The following is a 19,430-nucleotide window of genomic DNA, read 5'->3' as shown; positions in this document are numbered from 1 at the left end:
TGCAGATGGGGTAACGGTATGCTTGAAGGGCAGAAAAGCAGCGCGGCACGCGTGTGTGATGCGAGAGCACGAAAGGGAAACCGTGGATTTCGAAGTGTGGCCAGAAGCCATTGAGCTGGGAGAGATGTTCGCCGAGGAAGGCTACGAACTGGCGCTCGTGGGCGGGCCGGTGCGCGACCTGCTGCTGCACCGCCGTTCGCACGACCTCGATTTCTGCACTTCGGCGCGCCCCGAGCAGTTCGAACCGATCCTGCGGCGTTGGGGGCACGACGGCTTCTGGGACATGGGGCGCAAATTCGGCACGCTGGGCGCCATGCGCCGCCGCCCCGACGGCACCGAGGTGCAGGTGGAGATTACCACATACCGTTCCGACGAATACGATCCGGACTCACGCAAGCCCGAAGTGAGCTACGGCGATTCGCTCGAAGGCGACCTGTCGCGCCGCGACTTCACCGTGAACGCGATGGCGTTGCGCGTGCCCGACCTCGAGTTCGTCGACCCCTTCGGCGGCGCGAACGACCTGTCGAAGCGCGTGCTGCGCACACCGGTCGACCCGCGCCAGTCGTTCGACGACGACCCGCTGCGCATGATGCGCGCCGTGCGCTTCGTGGCGCAGCTCGGCTTCGGCATCGAACCCGAGACGGCCGAGGCGATCTGCACGATGGCCGACCGCCTCGGCATCGTCTCCGCCGAACGCGTGCGTGACGAGCTCGTGAAGCTGCTGTTGAGCGACCGCCCGCGCGCGGGCATCGAGGCGTTCGTCGACTCGGGCCTCGCCGACGTGGTGTTCCCCGAGATCCCCGCGCTGCAGCTCGAGATCGACGAACATCACCGCCACAAAGACGTGTTCGAGCACACGATGATCGTGATCGACCGCGTGGTGGCGCTCGAAACCGGCCCCGACGGACCCGTGCCGGCGCCGGACCTGACGTTGCGCCTCGCCGCGCTGATGCATGACATCGGCAAGCCGAAGACGCGCCGTTTCGAAGCGGGCGGCAAGGTCAGCTTCCACCACCACGACGCCGTGGGCGCCAAGATGACGCGCAAGCGCCTCAAGGCGCTGCGCTTCGACCACCATGTGGTCGACGACGTGAGCGAACTGGTGAACCTCCACCTGCGCTTCCACGGCTATGTGGACGAACCGTGGACCGACGCCGCCGTGCGCCGCTATGTCAAGGATGCGGGCCCGCTGTATGAGCGGCTCAACCGCCTGACACGCGCCGACGCCACCACGCAGAACCGCCGCAAGGCGCTTGTGTTCAAAACCGCGATGGACGAGATGGAAGAGCGCGTGCGCGCGCTCAAGGAGCAAGAGGACTTCAACGCGATCCGCCCCGACCTCAACGGCAACGAGATCATGCAGGAACTCGGGCTCGAACCCGGCCCGCAGGTGGGCGCCGCGTACCGCCACATGCTCGATTACCGGCTCGACAACGGGCCGGTGGGGCGTGAGGAGGCGCTCGCCGAGCTGCGCCGCTGGTACGACGCCCAGCAGCAGTAGAAGATGAGCCTACAGGTCAGCCGACCGGCGTGTGCTCTGGTGCCTTCGGTACGTTGGTGAGCTGGTCGGCCGGCTTGCAGCCTTCCACGTTCGGGATCTCCGAGCCGGTCTTCGGCAGCTGGTCGGTCTCTTCGAGGTCCTTGAACGTGGCGCCGAGGATGATGTCGACGAGCTTGTCCTCACGGTCGTCCATCACCAGCTGCGCGTCGGGGAAATTGCTTGCGATCGTGTATGCCTGCACGATTGCGTTCTTGCCGAACACGATCTGCGTGCGCTCCACCTTCGCGCTGTCGTAGTTGTCGACGCCCTGCACCACGAACTCGCGATTCTCAAGCGCCTGGCCCACGGCATTCGCGAACCCCGTGAACTTCGTGCCGTTGAGCACGCGCACCGTGACCGCGCGGTTCTCCGGGTACTTCGGCTTCGAACCGTCCGCCGCCGGCGAGACGCACGGCGCCGTGCGCCCGTAGTTCGCCTCCACGGCCGCCGATTTGACCTCGCCGAGGCCGCCCACATGGAAGAACACGAGCAGCGACGCCACAAGCGCCGCCACCAGGACGACGCCGCAGATACCAAAAACGACTGTCTGACGTTTGCGCACATAGCGTTTGCGTGCTTCACGCACCTCGTTGTTCTGGGCCATACCTGTTCCTTGTTCGCGAGCTGACTAGAGACGAGCATAACCCATATGGCTGACGCTCCGCCCCCTATTTTCCACCGTTGACGCGCCCCGTGCGAGACGGCGTATCAGGCCGCCTGCACGCGCACAATCGGCTGCGCCGGGGCGTCGGCGAGGGTGAGGCGGTCCACCGCGTCCGCCTGTAGCCATGCGCGCTGCACCGCCTGCGCAGCTTGCTCATCCGGCACGAACGCCACGACCGAGGGGCCGGAGCCCGAGACGAACGCCGCGCTCGCGCCGGCGCCGAGCGCCGCATCGACCGCCACACCGCTGCGCGGGTGCAGTGAGATGGCCGCCTGCTGCAGGTCGTTCGGGCCGCCGCCGGGGCCAAGCACGTCGAACGCCGCATAGACCTCGGGCGTGCTCAGCTGGGCGCGGTAGGCGCCCACGAGCACGCTGCCCGTGCAGCCACCGGCGCGCAGGGAGAGCACGCGTGTGTCGTCTTCGGCGAGCGGCTCGACGCGCTCGCCGAAGCCCGTGCCGAGCGCGTAGCCGCCGCACAGGCAGAACGGCATGTCGGCGCCGAGCGTCGCGGCGATCGGGCTCAGCCGTTCCACTGGCCAATGCAGGCCCCACAGTTCGTTGAGCGCAAGCAGTGTGCCGGCGGCGTCGGCCGACCCACCGCCGAGCCCTGCGCCCACAGGGATGTTCTTTTCGATGCGGATGCCGGCGTCCGGCTCCACACCCGCCGCCTGCGCGAGCGCGAACAGCGCGCGCACGGCGTGGTTGCGGCGCATGTCGCTCGCCGACGACGCGAGGTCGCCCAGGTGCTGCCCGGCGAGTTCGAGCGAAAAGCCGGCGCCGGGGCGCTTGCCGGTCACGATGACCGTGTCGTAGAGTCCGATCGCGCAATACACCGTTTCGAGCGCATGCCGGCCGCCCCATTCCTCGTGGCGCGCGCCCACATGCAGCGTCAGGTTCGTTTTGGCAGGGCACTGCACCTGCACCGTGGTCATGCCCGTGCCCCCTCAAGCGCGGCGGCGAGCTGCACGAACTCGTTGATCGACAGTGTCTCGCCGCGGCGCGTGGCGTCGATGCCGGCGCGATCGTACGCTTCGGGCGGCACAATCTTCTTGAGCGCCGCGTGCAGCGTCTTGCGGCGCTGGCCGAACGCGGCGTCGACCAGGCGGAACACCGTCTCGCGGCTCACACCAGCACGATCGGCCGGCGCGGCGCCCGCCGGGTGGCGGCGGAACAGCACAAGCGCGGAGTCTACGTTCGGCGCGGGCCAGAACACGTTGCGGCCGATTGCGCCCACGGCCTGCGCGGTGCCGTACCATGCCAGTTTGACGCTTGGGGTGCCGTAGATCTTAGTGCCGGGCTGGGCGGCCAGGCGGTCCGCCACCTCTTTCTGCACCATCACCAGGAACGTATCGAGGTTCGCAAAGCGTTCGAGCAGCGTCAGCACAATCGGCGTGGCCACGTTGTACGGCAGGTTGGCCACGAGCACAAAGCGGTCGTCATCGTTGAAATCGGGCAGCGACTGCGGCGTGAGCGTCAACGCGTCCGCGTTGACGACACGCAGGCGGCCCGCGGCGTCGGGCATGAATTCGGCGACCGTGCGCGGCAGGCGTTCGGCCACCGGCGGGTCGATCTCGACGGCCGTCATGCGCGCGCCGGTCTCCAGGATCGCCAGCGTGAGCGAGCCGAGGCCCGGGCCCACTTCGAGCACATGGTCGGTGGGCTGCACACCGGCCTCGCGCACGATGCGCCGCACGGTGCCCGGGTCGATCACGAAGTTCTGGCCGAACTTCTTCGTGGGGCTGATGCCGGCGTCTGCGGCGATGCGGCGGATGTCAGCCGCGCCAAGCAGCCTGCCGGCGGCTTGGGCAGGTGTTGGCGATGCGGATGCGGGTTCGGTCATGGTCGGTCCTTGTGGTGGGTCTGTGGGTGTGCAGGGCGGGCGGCGGTTCTAGTACCAGCCGTAGTTTTCCGAGTGTTCCCAAGCCTTGTTGGGCGAGCCGTAGTGGCCGGCGATGTAGCTCAGGCCCCAATCGATCTGCGCGGCGGCGTCATCGCGGTAATTGGCGCCGAACGCGGCCATTTTGCTCGGCGGCAGCGACTGCGGAATGCCGTACGCGCCCGACCACGGGTTCTCCGCGTTCCAACGCCAGCCTGATTCGCGGTTCCACAGGTTCACCAGATTCTGCCAATTCTTGCCGGTCCAGCCGTATTGCGCGGCGGCGCCGGCGGCGTATGCCTGCGCGGCGGCGGCCGTCGGCCGGTACAAGCGGCTGCCTGCGGCCGGATTCGACGGCTGTTGGGTCGGTTGCTGTGTCGGCTGTTGGGTCGGCGTCGGTTTCTGCGTCGGTTGTTGGGTGGGGGTCTGTGTCGGCTTCGGCTGCTGTGTCGGGGTCTGGGTCGGGGCCTGCGTTGGCTGCTGCGTTGGCTCGCTTGTGCTCGGTTCCGGATCCGGTTCGGGTGTCTGCGTCTCGCTCGGCTCGGGACTGCTTGTGTCCGCCGTGGGGTCGCCTGTGCTGTCGTCCGTGGCGTTGCCATCGTCACCGCTGTTGTCATCCACGGCGCCGTCATCGGCGTCATCGCCGGCGTTGGCGCCGGTGTCCGCGTCGTCGTCGGTCTTTGCGGGGGCCTCAGGGCCGACCGCGATCACCTTGTCGAGCGCGACCTTCGTCACCGTCTCGTCGGTCTGTTCGCGCGTCTGCGCCTTGCCGTCCACATACGTCACACGGTAGGTGATTCTCTTCTCGCCGTTCACGCCCGCCTGCTCCACGCGCGTCTCGCCCGGCGCGAGCGAGGCGTCGGTCACGAGGCGCGTGACGTACGGGATCGATTCGGTCGCGGTCTCGTCGCCGTAGGTCACGCGTTCTACGCGCAGGACCGTCTTGCCGCCGTCTTTTTCGACGCTCACGCGGTCGTCCTTGCCTAGCACGATGCTCTTGGAATCCAGGATCGACGCGGCGGGCAGTTTGCCGTTCGGAGCCACCGAGGTCTTGCCGTCGGCCACCACGGTCACCGGGCCGTCCGCGTTGACCACGAACCCGCCGGTGAGTTGGTTGTAGACGTTCCTGATGTCCACGCGCACGCGTGAGGCGGCCACCTCGTTCTGTTCGAAGAAGCTCAGCAGTTGTTCGGCGCTGTCGGCCACGGTCCAGAAGGGCACTTCCTGGCCATCGATGCTGATGGTGGTCTGGTAGGCGCTTTTCACCGTGACCACATCATGGTTGGTCAACGCGCCGGCGGATGTGGATTGCACCAAGTCGTGCGTCTTGACGTCCACGCCCTGCTCGCGCAGCAGGCCGGTCACTGTGGTGGCGTAGGTCGTCACATGCCGTGTCTCGCCGTTCACGCTCAGGGCCACGGCCTTGCGTGTGGTGCACAGGAAGAACGTGGCGCACAACGCGAACGTGGCAAGCGCGCAGATCACCACGCGGAGCCGCCGCAGGGCAGTGAATCGTTGCGGAGTCCATCGTCTGGCCATGGTTCCCCTTTGGGTTGTGTGAACAAAACAGCTGTCCTTAGATTGTACGCAGGCGCTGCGCCAACCCACCGCCCGTCTCATCGGCCTGTCCACGCCCGGTCAGCGGCTCGTCTGCAATCACCCGGCGGGGCAAGAAAAAGAAGGGGGGTGGGGGCGAGAGAGAAGGGGATGTTCTCGCCCCCGGCGGGAGGAAGCTGGTTGGGGGGATGCTTCTCCCGCACCAGAAGGCTTAAGTTGGGGGAGCCCTCTGGATTTACTTACTCAGAGGTAAGAATTATATTGCTGTTGAATTATCAACCATGCACGGCAAATAGTGTACACGGAGAATCGAGTCAACGCAAATCGAGCCTCCTGTCGGGATCGAACCGACGACCTGCCGCTTACAAGGCGGCCGCTCTGGCCATCTGAGCTAAGGAGGCGTTGGTCTTCGCTGCTCATGCCTGTTATGCACAGACGAAAGAACAGCATAGCAGCAAATGTGGAATGGTCAAGGCGAATCGCGGAAAAACCCGCGCGTTCCTCCGCGATTCGCCTGTCCACGGCCACGCTATTCGGTGATCGGCTTGCCTTCGGCGCCGATGGACGGCAGGTCGCCCTCCACACCTACCTGGTCGGGCTTGAGGCCGATCGCATTGAGCAGCGCGTCGAACATTGTGGCGCTGCCGCCCGCCGAGTTCATGTCCCAACGGTGGCCGTTGATCGTCACGGTCGGCGTGGACATCTGCCCCTCGGAGTTCTGCAGGTTCTCCTGGTGCGGCGTGTAGCCGAACACCGCGTTGAGCCAATCGTCATAGCTGCGTGTGGCGGCCTTGCCGGCCACTTCCTCGGGCACGCCGGCGTTGGTGAGCTGTTCCTTGATCTGCTCGTCGCTCACCGGCACATACGCGCTGCCCTCCTGCGGCTGGAAGCCTTCGGCGTACAGGTTCTGCACGGCGTGCAGCAGGTGGTCCGGGTTGCTGTCGTGGTCGCTCACGTACAGGATCGCGTTCGCCGCACGCGACGAGTAGTCGTCGGTCGAGAAGCGGTCCATGAACGCCATGAAGTGCAGGTCGAGGTTGATCTGCCCGGCGTCCACGAGTTTCGTCAGGTTGGCGTCGAGCTGGCGGTTCACGCTGCCGCAGCCCGGGCAGATGAAGTCCATGTAGATGCCGATCGTCGGCACGTTCTCCACGGCCTTGCCGTAGCCGTCCTTCGAGATGAGGATGCCGCCTTCGTCGTCGGCGTTGGTGGGGCGTGAATCGAGCGTCTTGAGCTGCTCGTGCGCCTGCTCGACCGTCAGGTCGGTGCCTGACGATTCGCCGCCCGACGCCTGTGGGTGCAGGCTGCGGTAGACCGCCACGCCCGCCACTGCAAGCAGGGCGACCACGACGGCGATCACAATGACGCCGATGATCGTCTGCTGTTTGCGTTCCTTTGCCTGCTGTTCGGCGCGCGCCTGCGCCTTCGCCCGCTGTTCGGCGCGGCGCTCGGCGTGCGTCTGCCTGTGCGGCTCCTGCGATTTCTGTGCCATCGGGTTCCTTTCCTAAATCCTGTTAGGCAGTGTATGCGCCCGCCGGGTCATTGGCACCCGCATGGGCGAACATTCACGCAATGCTCACCATGTGGGCAAGGGGAACCAGTCCATCACCGGCGCCACCTCGAGATTGACGGCCGCGGCGAGCACGCACGCCACCGTCACGGCGAGCCAGACGAACTGGCGGTGATTTGCGCACGCGGACCCCGTCAATGTGCTGTTCTGGCGCCGCGTCAGGCCGATCGCCCAGCCGGCTCCCAGCCGCAGCTGCTGCGACTTCGGGCCGAGCGCACACGCGAGCCACGACACCGCCATCACCGCCGCTGCCGCCGCGCCCGCCGCCGACTGCGGCACGTCGTAGGGCACTGGCACCTGCACGGTCCAATCCCACAGCGCCACCGCGATGTCGGTGGTCGGCAGACCGGCGCCGACTGTGGCGAGGGCGAGCATGAGCGCATAGACGAGCCACATCGCCAGCATGCGCGGCAGGGCGACCGCGGCCGCTTTGAGCGCGTGCCACGGCAAGGTCAGGACGCGCAACGCGCCGTCCGATGTGCGCGTCTGGCCCGCGCGGCGCAGCACGCGCATGGTCTGGGCGCTCGCGTCGAGGCCGAAGGCGATGAGCAGCCACATGAGCATCGACGCGGCGATCAATGCGATGAGCGGCATCGACGCCGCGCACAGCGCGAGTGGCACCGCGAGCGCCGCGCATGCGAGCCTCCCGCGCGCGGTGAGACGCGGGCGCGGGTCGATGAACGCGGCGGCCAGTGGGTCGGGCTGCGCGGCCGGAAGCGGTTGCGCGGGGGCCGCCGTCGCGGGCGCAACCGCCGCGTTCGCCGCATCATATTGTGGCTGTAACCGCTGCAACGGCTGCGCGGGTGGCAGTGGTGGCGCGAAGACCTGGGTGCGCTCCTCGGGCTGCTCCTGCGGCAGGGCCGTGGTGTGCGCGGCGGCCGGCACGGTGCGCGCACCCTGCGGCAGGGCCTGCGTGGCCGCTTCGGCCGGTTGTGCAGATGGTGCGGGTGGTGCAGGCACCGCGACCGTCGGCACAGGATCCTCGATTTCGCCTTGCGCCGGCGCGGATGCGTGCAGCTCGGCCGGATCGTAGCTGATCATCGTCGTCGGCATCGATTGCGCGCGCCACAGGCGGCGCGGATTGTCTACATACTGGTTTTTCCTCAGCGCCGCTCCGCTCATGGGAGCGGGGGAATCAAAAGGGGGCATCGGCTCCGGTGTCTGCCATGCGTCCGCTTGGATGGCCTCGAGCAGTTGCGCCGGCGTGCACCGCTGGCGCGGATTCGGGTCGAGCGCCGCGCGGAACGCCTGCAATGTGCGCGGGGGCAGCCCCTGCAGGTTCGCGTTGCCGGCGGCCTCGCGCTGCAGCACCGCCATCATCGGCTGCGTGCCGAACACCGGCGCGCCCGTTGCGGCGAATGCGAGCACGGACGCCGTGGACCACCAGTCGGTCGCGTCGTTCGCCTCGGTGCCTTCGATGATCTCCGGGGCGATGAACCCCGGCGTGCCCATCACGAGGCCTGTGCTCGTCACGTGGCTTTCGCCTTCGCCCATCGCGATGCCGAAGTCGACGAGCACCGGCCCCGTCACCGAGATCATCACATTGGTCGGTTTGATGTCGCGGTGCACAATGCCCGCCGCATGCACCGCGCGCACGGCGTCGATCAGTTTCGAGGCGAGCCGCTCGAGGTCCTCGCCCACATACCGGCCATTCTGCATCACGTCTTCGCGCAGGTTCTTGCCTTCGATCAGTTCGGTCACGATGAACGCGAGCGCGTCGTCGATCTCCATGTCGACGATGCTGCACACCCCCGGGTCCTTGATGCGTTTGAGCGCCATCGCCTCGCGGCGCAGGCGCTCGCGGGCGGTGGCCTGCGCGCGTTGCGAGGCGGTGTCTTCGTCGTCGAGCGAGTCGCGCAGGATCTTCATCGCGTAGTTCGTGCCGCCGCCGTCCACAACGCGCCACACCGATCCCATCGCGCCCCTGCCGAGGCGTGAGACGAGCGTGTATCCACCGACGATGTCGCCGGGCTCCAGATTCAACGCGTGCAAATCACTCATAATGTTCTATCGTACGGTTTGCGCGCACAATTGCGCGGATTGTTCACGGTATGTTCACTGATCCTGGCCCGTGGGGGTGTGCGCGGCGGCGCCGGTGGCCGGTGGCGCGGGGCTGCCCTGCGGTGGCGTTGGCGCGTCGAGCGAGGGGTCGAGTTCGTCGACCAGTGCGGAGCGCACGGGCGAAAGGCCGTCGTGGTGCGTCGTCCCGTGGAAGTGGTGTTTCTTCGTGGTGATGCGGTGTGTGCGCTTGAGCTCGGCGTTCAGCTGGCTCACCGAGTCCGCCAGGCGCAGCATCTCCGCGCGCATGAGGCGCATCTCCGCGCCGTTGTATGCAGCGGCAGACGAGTCGTCGTCGCCGTCCGGTTTCTTTGTCACATTGACCTGGTCGATGATCCACGACGAGATCATGGCGCTCACAATACCGATGAGGGCGATGCCAGTGAGCATGAGCCCCACGGCCACGATCTTGCCGGTGTCGGTCACGGGGTAGACGTCGCCGTAGCCCACGGTCGTCACCGTCACGAACGCCCACCACAGCGAAAGCGGGAACGTGGTGATCGTGGCGTTCGGCGCCAGATGCTCGGCGGAGTATTCGGCGAGCGCGCCCACGTAGATGAGCATGAGGATGGCGCTCGTGGCGTAGAGCGTGATGCGCCCGCGGGTCATGGCGCCGGCGCTGCGGTTGAAGATGTGCAGCATCGGGATCAGGCGCAGCATGCGCAGCGGGCGGAAAATCGGCAGTGCGAGCGTCAGCAGCAGCAGGATGTTCTTGCGGAACCACAGCCATTTGTTCGGCGCCAGGAACAGCTCCACCACGTAGTCGACGCCATACACGACCCACACCGCGTTGATCGCGATGAAACAGCCCTGCAGATGGGTCTGCGCGAGGATCTGCCATGAGTATGCGAACAGGAACACCGCCGACAGGATGAACAGCGGTATGTTCGTGATCCGTTCCCATTTCTCAAGAGTCATACTGTCGATTGTACGAGTGGATGCGCGGCTGTGGCGCGGGCTCAGGCACGGGTGAACAGGTCGGGCCGCGGGCGGGCGAAACTCCCGGACGATTGACAAGTTCGGCCCCTCGTGTAAACTGAACCAACAGTTCGTCGTGGTTATTCATGATGAACATGGAGAATCCATGATGGGCGAACGTAGAAGTTTGTTGCCGCGTCGATGTCGACGGCTGCAGATGGAAACACCACAATACAAGTAGTCCCCTCACAACGGATCGTTCGGCACGTACCTGCCGATGAAAGGATGAACAAAATGGCAGAAGTCATTTTCGACCACGTCACGCGTATCTACCCGGGCAACGACAAGCCGTCGGTGGATGACCTGAATCTCGATATCAAGGATGGCGAGTTCCTTGTGCTCGTCGGTCCTTCCGGCTGCGGCAAGTCGACCACCCTCCGTATGCTCGCGGGCCTCGAAGAGGTCAACAAGGGCCGCATCCTCATCGGTGGCAAGGACGTCACCACGATGCAGCCGAAGGATCGCGACATCGCCATGGTGTTCCAGAACTATGCTCTGTACCCGCACATGACCGTCGCCGACAACATGGGCTTCGCCCTGAAGATCGCCGGCACCCCGAAGGAGGAGATCCGCAAGCGCGTCGAGAAGGCCGCTGAGATCCTCGATCTGACTGAGTTCCTCGACCGCAAGCCGAAGGCACTGTCCGGTGGCCAGCGCCAGCGCGTGGCCATGGGCCGTGCAATCGTGCGTGAGCCGAAGGTCTTCCTCATGGATGAGCCGCTCTCGAACCTCGATGCGAAGCTCCGTGTGCAGACCCGTACCCAGATCGCCGCCCTGCAGCGCCAGCTGGGCGTCACCACCCTGTACGTGACCCACGACCAGACCGAGGCCCTGACGATGGGCGACCGCATCGCCGTCATTAAGCTCGGCATCCTGCAGCAGGTCGGCGCGCCGACCGAGCTGTACGACCGCCCGGCGAACGTCTTCGTCGCGGGCTTCATCGGCTCGCCGTCCATGAACCTCAACACCCACCCGGTGGTGAACGGCAAGGCCCAGATCGGCGCCGACACCATGGAGCTGCCGAAGGAAGCCCTCGACAAGCTGACTCCGGAAGACAACAACGAGATCGTCGTCGGCTTCCGTCCGGAAGACGCCACGCTCGCCGCTCCGGATGAGGACAATGCGTTCTCCCTCAAGGTCGTGAACGTCGAAGACCTCGGCTCCGACGGCTACATCTACGGCAACATCATCACCGATGACTCCGTGGCCGCCGAGCAGACCTCCATGATGTCCGACCAGAACAAGCTGACCACGATCCGCGTGAACCCGCGCGTGCTGCCGAAAGTCGGCGACACCGTCAAGATCAAGGTCAACCCGGCCAAGATGCACCTGTTCGCTCCTTCTACAGAGCTGCGTCTAAACTGATGCTTGGCGGGGATTGCTGTGCCCCGCCAATGAACAACACAAGGTCCTTTCTCTCTCTCTTGTCACCTTGTGACCGAAGCCCCGCGTTGCAGCGGGGTTTCGGCGTTTATGGGCCAAAGTTTCGAGTGATGCGCGGTGCATGCGCGCCGCACGCATAGTGAGGTAGAGTAGCGACTATGAGTTTGAGCGACAACAACGGCCAGCTGGATCCCCGTGCGCTGAAAGCCACGTCAGTCAAGGCCACCGACTCCACGTCGGACGCGGATGAACCGTCCTCGCTGAAGATCACTTCCGCCAGCGCGGACCCCAAGATGTTCATGCTGCCTTGGGAAAAGCCGTTGTCCACGTGGCCGACCGATCTGCTCGTCAATCTGCCCCGCGGCATCTCCCGCCACATTGTGCGCTTTGTGCGCGTGGGCGACCAGGTGTACGCGATGAAGGAGATCACGCGCAGCGTCGCCGAACGCGAATACGAGCTGTTGCGTCAGCTGCAGAAGCTCAATCTGCCCACCGTGCAGCCGATCGCCGTGGTCACCGGCCGGCACGACGACCAGGGCGAGCCGCTCGAAGCCATTCTGGTGACGAATCATCTGCGCTTCTCCATGCCGTACCGCGCGCTCTTCGCCCGTACGCTGCGCCCAGACACCGCCGAAAAGCTCATCGACGCCCTGGCCGTGCTCATGGTGCGCCTGCATCTCGCCGGCTTCTACTGGGGCGACGTCTCCCTGTCGAACGTGCTGTTCCTCAAAGACGCCGACGCGTTCTCCGCGTTCCTTGTGGACGCCGAGACCGGCGAATTGCAGATCAACCTGACCGAAGGCCAGCGCGAATACGACATCGATCTGGCGCGCACCAACATCATCGGCGAACTCATGGATCTGAGCTCGGGCCAGCTGCTGCCGCCCGACGTGGACGAGATCGAGGTGGGCAACCGGCTCGTGGACCGCTACCATTCGCTGTGGAGCGCGCTCACCGACACCGACAACCTGAACCCGAACGAGATGTGGAAGATCGAGAAGCGCGTCAACCGCCTCAACGAACTCGGCTTTGACGTCGACGAGCTCGAGATGAACACGACCGACGACGGCAAGCGCGTGCTCGTGCGCCCGCGCGTGGTGGACGCCGGCTATGCGAACCGCAAACTGCTGCGCCTGACCGGCCTCGACGTGCAGGAGAACCAGGCGCGCCGCCTGCTCAACGACCTGGACGCCTACCGTGCCTCCACATGGCGCGACGGCGAGGATCTGGAGATTGTGGCGACCGACTGGATGCGCGAGGTGTTCGAACCGACCGTGCGCATGATTCCGCAGGAATACCGCGCGCAGATCGACCCCGCCCAGTTCTTCCATGAGGTCCTCGACCACCGCTGGTACATGGCCGAAAAGGCCGGCCACGATGTGCCGATGCCGGTCGCGGTGGAAAGCTATGTGCGCGACATCCTGCCCACGCAGAAGCTCGATTCCAAAGAGCTCGACGAGCTCAACGCCGAAGCCGACTCCGGTGTGATCGACGAGCAGTCCACCTACGGTGACGACACCGCGCATGACGACGATTACAATCCCGAATACGATCAGGACGCCGCCGTCTGGGCGCAGTGACGCCGTAGACGCAGGGCGGGGCGTGGTTCACATCGAACCACGCCCCGCCTTTGCCTATGATCCCGGGCGCCGCCGCCTACTTGGACGCCGCTGCGGCCTCGCGGCGCGCGCGATCCGCCGCGTACATCGCGATACCGGCCGCGACCGACGCGTTGAGCGATTCCACCGCATTGGTCATTGGGATGCCCGCGATGCAATCGCACGCCTCGCGCGTGAGGCGGCTCAGACCCTTGCCTTCCGAACCGAGCACAATGACGAGCGGGTCGGTCTCGAAACCGGTCTCGCCGACGAGCGCGCTGCCGCCGCCGTCGAGCCCGACGCTGTAGTAGCCGCGCTCCTTGAGCGCCTCGATCGCCTTCGTCAGATTGACGACGCGCGCCACCGGCATGTGTGCGGCGGCGCCCGCGGACACCTTCCACGCGGTCGCGTTGACCGAGGCGGAACGGCGTTCGGGCAGGATCACGCCGTTCGCGCCGAACGCGGCGGCCGAACGGATGACCGCACCGAGGTTCTGCGGGTCGGTGATGCCGTCGAGCGCGATGAACAGCGGGCGTGCGGCGATGCGCGCGGCCGCCGAGTTCGCCGCCTCCATCGCCTTCGCCTTTCGCTCGGCGCGCTCGGCGAGTTCGATGAGCGACGAATACTGGAACGGCTGTGCCTTCATGATGACACCCTGATGGTTTGTGGAGCGCGCGATGCGGTCCATCTCCAAGCGGTCCGCCTCGAGCAGGTTCAGGCCGTTCGTGCCGGCCAAGCGCACGATTTCGCGCGTGCGGTCGTCATGCTCGAGCCGCGATGCCACATACAGCGTGCTCGCCGGCACGCCGACGCGCAACGCCTCGAGCACCGCGTTGCGGCCGATGACCAGATCGTCGGAATCCGAAGTGAACTTCGCCACGCGGCGGCGGGCCGCCAGACGCGGGTCGGAACGCTGGCGCTTCTCCGCCTGCTTCTTGGCCTTGAACGCCTTGTGGTACACACGGTCCTCGGCTTTGGGAGTGGGGCCCTTACCCTTGAGTTTGTTGCGATGCTTGCCGCCCGACCCCTTGGTCGGTCCTTTCTTGCTAACCATGCGTCCAATTCTTTCAGCACCCCGCGCCAAAAACGCCGGTCTCCCCGCATGCAATGGCGCGGATTGCGCATATAGGGTACACGACGCAGCCGTGTCCGCTGGTAGACAAACGGCTATGGAATAATGGCAACCGAATGCGGCGCCGCGCTTGCGGGGCCGTGCCAATAACCGCGCAGTCCTGTAGCGGCCACCGGCTTGTGTTGCGCCGACGACTCGACTGACTACTCCGCGGCTGACCGAGGAGAACAATAATTATGGATGATCGCATCATAGATCCATCCGCTCTTTCGCGCGAACCCCACGTGGAACCAGAGGATGCCAAGGAAACCCAGGAGGTGAAGGCGCAGCAAGCCCTGCTGAACGACGTTGACCCGTCGCTCACCGATGCCGACCAGGTGGCGCAGGCGCTCAATGTAGACCCGCGCACCGGCCTGAGTTCCGACGAAGCCAAGCGCCGACTCGACAAGTTCGGCCCCAATGAGCTGGCCAGCGCACCGCCGGTCCCCAAGTGGAAGAAGTTCCTGCAGCAGTTCCAGGACCCGCTCGTCTACCTGCTGCTGGCCGCCACCGCCATCTCGCTTGTGGCGTGGATCATCGAGAAAGCCAACGCGGCCCCCGGCGCCGAAGGCGGCGAGGCGCTGCCGTTCGACTCCATCGTGATCGTGCTGATCCTGATCGTCAACGCCGTGCTGGGCTACATGCAGGAAGCGAAGGCGGAAGAGGCCGTCAACGCGCTGTCTGAGATGACGGCGCCGACGTCCAATGTGCTGCGCAACGGCCGTGTGGAACGCATCAACACGACCGACATCGTGCCCGGTGACATCCTGGTGCTCGGCGAAGGCGACACCGTGCCGGCCGACGGCCGACTGCTCGCCGCCGCGAGCCTGCGCATCGCCGAGGCGTCGCTCACCGGCGAATCGGTGCCGGTGGGCAAGAAGCCCGCTACGCTCGATAGCGCGAAGGCGCTCGGCGACCGCGCGAACATGGTGTTCAACGGCACGTCCGTGACGCAGGGCACCGGCCGCGCCATTGTGACCGGCACCGGCATGAACACGCAGGTGGGCAAGATTGCCGACCTGCTCCAGTCCACCGAAGACGAGGCCACGCCGCTGCAGAAGGAGATGAACCACGTCTCCAAGATCCTCGGCATCGCCGTGTGCATCATCGCCGTGGTCGTGCTGCTCGCGCTCGCGGTCCTCGAAGGCTTCCACAGCGTGCACGACGTGATCGACTCGCTGCTGCTCGCCGTGTCGCTCGCTGTCGCGGCCGTGCCTGAAGGCCTCGCCGCCATCCTGACCGTGGTGCTCGCGCTCGGTGTGCAACGCATGGCCGCGCACCACGCGATCGTCAAGAAGCTGCACTCGGTGGAGACGCTGGGCTCCGCTTCGGTGATCTGCTCTGACAAGACCGGTACGCTCACGCGCAACGAGATGACCGTCGAGCGCGTGGTCGTGCCGTCGGGCGAAGTCGAACTGACCGGCACCGGCTATGCGCCGGAAGGCGACATGGTCTCCATCGATGGCTCCGCAGTCCCCGAGAACATCGCGAACGAAGTCCTCGCCACGCTCGGCGCGGGCACGCTCGCGAACGACGGCGAACTGCGCGCCGGCGAGAAGCCCGGCACATGGGAAATCGTGGGTGACCCGACCGAGGTCTCGCTCGTCGTGGCCGCGCGCAAGACGCATGCGGACAAGAAGTTCGCGCACTTCGACCGCGTGGCTGAAATCCCGTTCACGTCCGAGCGCAAGCGCATGTCCGTCATCGCGCGCAACGCGACCGACGCCGGCAAGCTCACCGTGTTCGCGAAGGGAGCGCCGGACGTGCTGCTGAGCTACTGCGACCGCATCTACGTGAACGGCGCGATCCGCAAGCTCACCGAAGGCGACCGCCAGGACATCCTCGACACCGTCGAGCGCCTGTCACGTGAGGCATACCGTACGCTCGGCGAGGCATTCCGCCCGCTCGAGACCGATTCACTCGCGCAGATCCCGGGCATCCGCACGAACTCCGCCGGTGAGATCTCCGACATCTCCGAGCAGGCCGAGGCGATCGAAGCCCATCTGGTCTGGTGCGGCATGGTCGGCATCATCGACCCGCCGCGCACCGAAGTGCGCGATGCGGTCGCCGAAGCGCACCGCGCGGGCATCCGCACGGTCATGATCACCGGCGACCACCCGCTCACCGCCGCCCGCATCGCCTCCGACCTCGGCATCATCGCCAAGGACGGCAAGGCGCTCACCGGTGACGAGCTCGACGCGATGGACGAGGCACAGCTCGACAAGGCGACCTCCGAAGTCTCCGTGTACGCGCGCGTGGCGCCCGAGCACAAGCTCAAGATCGTCGAATCGCTGCAACGCCAAGGCAACATCGCGGCCATGACCGGCGACGGCGTCAACGACGCCCCGGCCGTCAAGTCCGCGGACATCGGCGTGGCGATGGGCATCACCGGCACCGAGGTGACCAAGCAGTCGGCGAAGATGATCCTGGCCGACGACAACTTCTCCACCATCGTGGCCGCCGTGCGCGAAGGCCGCGGCATCTTCGACAACATCCGCAAGTTCCTGCGCTACCTGCTCAGCTCCAACGTGGGCGAGGTCTTCACCGTGTTCTTCGGCGTGGTGCTCGCCGGCTGGCTCGGCATCAAGAACCCGGAGTCCGTGGGCGTGACCGTGCCGCTGCTCGCCACGCAGCTGCTGTGGATCAACCTGCTCACCGACGCCGCACCGGCGCTCGCGATGGGCGTCGACCCGATGACCGAAGACGTGATGAACCGCAAGCCGCGCAAGCTCACCGACCGCGTGATCGACGGCGCGATGTGGGGTGACATCATCTACATCGGCATCATCATGGCGGCCGTGACGCTGATCGGCATGGATATGCACCTGACCGGCGGCCTGTTCACCGACCGCTCCGTGGACGCGATGGGCCATGACGCACAGATGGTGGAGGCCCGCACAATGGGCTTCACGATCCTCGTGTTCGCCCAGCTGTTCAATGCGCTTGCCTCGCGCAGCCACCTGCAGAGCGCCTTCGTGGGCCTGTTCTCGAACAAGTGGCTGTGGGGCGCGATCGGCCTGTCGATCGTGCTGCAGCTGCTCGTGATCTACGTGCCGTTCCTCAACACCGCGTTCGGCACCACGCCGCTGCCGCCGATGGCATGGCTCGAGTGCATCGGCCTGGCGTTCTTCGTGCTTGTCGCCTCGGAGATCCGCAAGGTCTTCCTGCGCATGCGCGCAAAGAAGTGATGCAGCCATACTGAATGACAATGGGGGTCCGGTTCCATGTGAACCGGACCCCCATTGTGCTGTGCCGGTGAGTGTGTCACCGCTATCTTTGCGAAGATTCGCCGTTTCCGTCGCTGTTTTCGCTGTTATCGTCACTTTTTGGTCTGATTTATGACGAAAACAGCGAAAACAGCGACGGAAACGGCGAACCGGTGGCCTGCACCACTCGCGGCTGCGAGTAACGGAGTACGACAGCGGACCGTTGCCAAAGCATTATTCGGCCGGCTTGTAGGTTGCGGATACTTTATCCTCCATATGTGGCCCAAGAGAGTCAATCTCAATGGTCAGCGGCGAATTGTCGTTGATAGTCGCAGTATAGGTGACGGTGACGTGATGAGGGGAATCGATATGCGTTAGAGTTGTGCCGGCCGCGTCACATCATGCCGGAGGCGATGTTGTGGTCGAGGAGCCACTGCCGCAGGTCGGCGAACTCGTCGAGGCTCACTGAATGGTCGAGCCCACGGTATGCATGCGCGGTGAGCCATGTGTGCTCTTCGAGCCATGCCAGCGTCTCGTTCACCAGGAACTTCGGAATCACCGTGTCGTTCGTGCCATAGCCATAGAAGACGGGGATGTCGAGCGAGGCGAGGCGCTTGTCGGCCGGGTGCGTGCCCGGCACGACACCCGGCGCCACAAAACCGGAAAGGCAGATCGAGGCGCGGTACCGTTCCGGGTGCACGCGCAGCAGTTGGATGGCCAACAATCCGCCCTGAGAGAAGCCGATCGGCACCACGTCGCGCTCCGCCGGCACATTGCCGGCGACCCATGTGTCGATCGCCTGTGCCGCTGCATAGGCGTCGTAATCCAGGTCCTCGCCGCTCGGCACGGCGTCGTGCAGCCACGAATACGCGCCCGGCTGTGCGAAGAACCCGCCATTGGACGGCTCCTGCAGCGTGATCGGCGCGCGCAGCGACACGAAGTCGTTGTAGGGCGCCACGTATTGCATCATGCCGGCCAGGTCGTCTTCGTTCGACCCCCAGCCGTGCAGGCACACGAACAGCGGCCGGTTCGGCTGTGCCGCGCCGCCCCCGCGTGACACACGCGTCTGTGTGACTTCGAGCGGCTCCCCGAACCTGCCCGGCACCACGGGCGAGGGGCGGCCGACGAGCGGCTCCGGTTGCATTGCCTGCGCATCAGTAGTCATGCCTCCACCATACACGCGCGCGGGGCTCATGCATGCGTGTGCCGCCCTGTGGCTACACTGGAACCGAACTGTTGTCGTTGCCGGGCCGATCGGGCGCCGGCGCTAGGAGATGCTTGCCGATGCTGCTGTCCGACCGCGATATTCTGGCCGCTCAGGCCGAAGGGCATATTTCGCTCGAACCGTGGACTCCCGAGATGGTCCAGCCGGCCTCCATCGACGTGCGCCTCGACCGCTTCTTCCGGCTCTTCAACAACCACGCATACACGTACGTCGATCCCGCGGAAAACCAAGGCGAGCTGACCGAGCAGTTCGAGGTGGCCCCTGATGAGCCGTGGATCCTGCACCCGGGCGAATTCGCGCTCGGCTCCACGTGGGAGTACGTCAAGCTCGACGCGACGCTCGCCGCCCGCTTGGAGGGCAAAAGCTCGCTCGGGCGACTCGGCATCCTCACGCATTCGACCGCCGGGTTCATCGACCCGGGCTTCGAAGGGCACATCACGCTCGAGCTGTCGAATGTCTCCACGCTGCCGGTCAAACTGTGGCCGGGCATGAAGATCGGGCAGATGTGCTTCTTCCAGCTGAGCTCGCCGGCTGAGCACCCGTATGGGTCCGCCGGCACAGGATCGCATTACCAGGGCCAGCGCGGACCGACGCCGTCGCGCTCGTACGAGCGTTTCTACCGCGCGCACATCGACGACTGACTCACCAACGACCATTGACGAAG

At 65.7% G+C, this 19,430-nt stretch carries 14 protein-coding genes and 1 tRNA gene; 5 read left to right on the top strand and 10 right to left on the bottom strand.

What is annotated here, in order from left to right; all coding sequences use genetic code 11:
- Positions 1-82: 82 nt before the first annotated feature.
- Entirely contained in the window at positions 83-1,501 is a 1,419-nt protein-coding gene (locus PG2093B_RS08650; protein WP_129898150.1) for a CCA tRNA nucleotidyltransferase, read from the top strand.
- 16 nt (positions 1,502-1,517) lie between these two features.
- On the opposite strand, the gene PG2093B_RS08645 is transcribed toward PG2093B_RS08650, so the two are convergent.
- From PG2093B_RS08645 to PG2093B_RS08610, 8 genes are all read right to left on the bottom strand, one after another.
- On the bottom strand, positions 1,518-2,144 hold the full coding sequence (locus PG2093B_RS08645; protein WP_022857839.1) for a LytR C-terminal domain-containing protein: 627 nt from the start codon (positions 2,142-2,144) through the stop codon (positions 1,518-1,520).
- Between the two features lie 104 nt (positions 2,145-2,248).
- Positions 2,249-3,136, bottom strand: coding sequence for a 4-(cytidine 5'-diphospho)-2-C-methyl-D-erythritol kinase (locus PG2093B_RS08640; protein WP_129898149.1), 888 nt, complete (start codon positions 3,134-3,136; stop codon positions 2,249-2,251).
- Entirely contained in the window at positions 3,133-4,044 is a 912-nt protein-coding gene (gene rsmA, locus PG2093B_RS08635) for a 16S rRNA (adenine(1518)-N(6)/adenine(1519)-N(6))-dimethyltransferase RsmA (RefSeq protein ID WP_129898148.1), read from the bottom strand. Before rsmA ends, PG2093B_RS08640 begins: the two co-directional genes overlap by 4 nt.
- A gap of 48 nt (positions 4,045-4,092) precedes the next feature.
- Positions 4,093-5,619 carry a G5 domain-containing protein gene (locus PG2093B_RS08630; protein WP_129898147.1) on the bottom strand — a complete coding sequence of 509 codons (1,527 nt, stop codon included), beginning with the start codon at positions 5,617-5,619 and terminating at the stop codon, positions 4,093-4,095.
- Positions 5,620-5,964: 345 nt separating this feature from the next.
- Positions 5,965-6,038 (bottom strand) — tRNA-Thr (locus PG2093B_RS08625).
- A gap of 128 nt (positions 6,039-6,166) precedes the next feature.
- Positions 6,167-7,129 (bottom strand): DsbA family protein, encoded by a 963-nt coding sequence (locus tag PG2093B_RS08620; protein ID WP_101429204.1) that lies wholly within the window; start codon positions 7,127-7,129, stop codon positions 6,167-6,169.
- Positions 7,130-7,213: 84 nt separating this feature from the next.
- The gene (locus PG2093B_RS08615) at positions 7,214-9,208 is read right to left on the bottom strand and encodes a serine/threonine-protein kinase (protein WP_129898146.1); all 1,995 of its coding nucleotides are present in this window, start codon (positions 9,206-9,208) and stop codon (positions 7,214-7,216) included.
- Between the two features lie 54 nt (positions 9,209-9,262).
- On the bottom strand, positions 9,263-10,183 hold the full coding sequence (locus PG2093B_RS08610) for a potassium channel family protein (protein ID WP_129898145.1): 921 nt from the start codon (positions 10,181-10,183) through the stop codon (positions 9,263-9,265).
- 294 nt (positions 10,184-10,477) lie between these two features.
- Here PG2093B_RS08610 and PG2093B_RS08605 point away from each other — a divergent pair, with 294 nt between their 5' ends.
- Complete coding sequence (locus PG2093B_RS08605; protein ID WP_129898144.1) at positions 10,478-11,608, top strand: ABC transporter ATP-binding protein; 1,131 nt, start codon at positions 10,478-10,480, stop codon at positions 11,606-11,608.
- 176 nt (positions 11,609-11,784) lie between these two features.
- The gene (locus PG2093B_RS08600; protein ID WP_129898143.1) at positions 11,785-13,206 is read left to right on the top strand and encodes a DUF4032 domain-containing protein; all 1,422 of its coding nucleotides are present in this window, start codon (positions 11,785-11,787) and stop codon (positions 13,204-13,206) included.
- Positions 13,207-13,282: 76 nt separating this feature from the next.
- Here the strand turns inward: PG2093B_RS08600 and rlmB are convergent, their stop codons facing one another.
- Positions 13,283-14,278, bottom strand: coding sequence for a 23S rRNA (guanosine(2251)-2'-O)-methyltransferase RlmB (gene rlmB, locus PG2093B_RS08595; protein WP_129898142.1), 996 nt, complete (start codon positions 14,276-14,278; stop codon positions 13,283-13,285).
- A gap of 254 nt (positions 14,279-14,532) precedes the next feature.
- On the opposite strand from rlmB, the gene PG2093B_RS08590 reads away from it, so the two are divergent.
- Positions 14,533-17,523: a cation-translocating P-type ATPase gene (locus tag PG2093B_RS08590; RefSeq protein ID WP_129898141.1), complete on the top strand. Its 2,991-nt coding sequence runs from the start codon at positions 14,533-14,535 to the stop codon at positions 17,521-17,523.
- A 412-nt stretch (positions 17,524-17,935) separates the two neighbouring features.
- Here the strand turns inward: PG2093B_RS08590 and PG2093B_RS08585 are convergent, their stop codons facing one another.
- Positions 17,936-18,706, bottom strand: a complete 771-nt coding sequence (locus PG2093B_RS08585; protein WP_129898140.1) for an alpha/beta hydrolase — start codon at positions 18,704-18,706, stop codon at positions 17,936-17,938.
- Positions 18,707-18,825: 119 nt separating this feature from the next.
- On the opposite strand from PG2093B_RS08585, the gene dcd reads away from it, so the two are divergent.
- A complete protein-coding gene (gene dcd / locus PG2093B_RS08580) occupies positions 18,826-19,407 on the top strand; it encodes a dCTP deaminase (RefSeq protein WP_022857827.1) in 582 nt (193 codons plus the stop codon).
- The last annotated feature ends 23 nt before the right edge of the window (positions 19,408-19,430 follow it).

Source organism: Bifidobacterium pseudolongum subsp. globosum, assembly GCF_004155535.1.
Lineage (GTDB): Bacteria > Actinomycetota > Actinomycetes > Actinomycetales > Bifidobacteriaceae > Bifidobacterium > Bifidobacterium pseudolongum_C.
This window is presented reverse-complemented; position numbering and strand designations above follow the sequence as displayed.

Coding starts and splice junctions, on each gene's coding strand:
- PG2093B_RS08615 (WP_129898146.1), bottom strand. CDS start 9,208: ATGAGTGATTTGCACGCGTTGAATCTGGAGCCCGGCGACATCGTCGGT.
- PG2093B_RS08590 (WP_129898141.1), top strand. CDS start 14,533: ATGGATGATCGCATCATAGATCCATCCGCTCTTTCGCGCGAACCCCAC.
- dcd (WP_022857827.1), top strand. CDS start 18,826: ATGCTGCTGTCCGACCGCGATATTCTGGCCGCTCAGGCCGAAGGGCAT.
- PG2093B_RS08630 (WP_129898147.1), bottom strand. CDS start 5,619: ATGGCCAGACGATGGACTCCGCAACGATTCACTGCCCTGCGGCGGCTC.
- PG2093B_RS08585 (WP_129898140.1), bottom strand. CDS start 18,706: ATGACTACTGATGCGCAGGCAATGCAACCGGAGCCGCTCGTCGGCCGC.
- PG2093B_RS08620 (WP_101429204.1), bottom strand. CDS start 7,129: ATGGCACAGAAATCGCAGGAGCCGCACAGGCAGACGCACGCCGAGCGC.
- PG2093B_RS08605 (WP_129898144.1), top strand. CDS start 10,478: ATGGCAGAAGTCATTTTCGACCACGTCACGCGTATCTACCCGGGCAAC.
- PG2093B_RS08640 (WP_129898149.1), bottom strand. CDS start 3,136: ATGACCACGGTGCAGGTGCAGTGCCCTGCCAAAACGAACCTGACGCTG.
- rlmB (WP_129898142.1), bottom strand. CDS start 14,278: ATGGTTAGCAAGAAAGGACCGACCAAGGGGTCGGGCGGCAAGCATCGC.
- PG2093B_RS08645 (WP_022857839.1), bottom strand. CDS start 2,144: ATGGCCCAGAACAACGAGGTGCGTGAAGCACGCAAACGCTATGTGCGC.
- PG2093B_RS08610 (WP_129898145.1), bottom strand. CDS start 10,183: ATGACTCTTGAGAAATGGGAACGGATCACGAACATACCGCTGTTCATC.
- rsmA (WP_129898148.1), bottom strand. CDS start 4,044: ATGACCGAACCCGCATCCGCATCGCCAACACCTGCCCAAGCCGCCGGC.
- PG2093B_RS08600 (WP_129898143.1), top strand. CDS start 11,785: ATGAGTTTGAGCGACAACAACGGCCAGCTGGATCCCCGTGCGCTGAAA.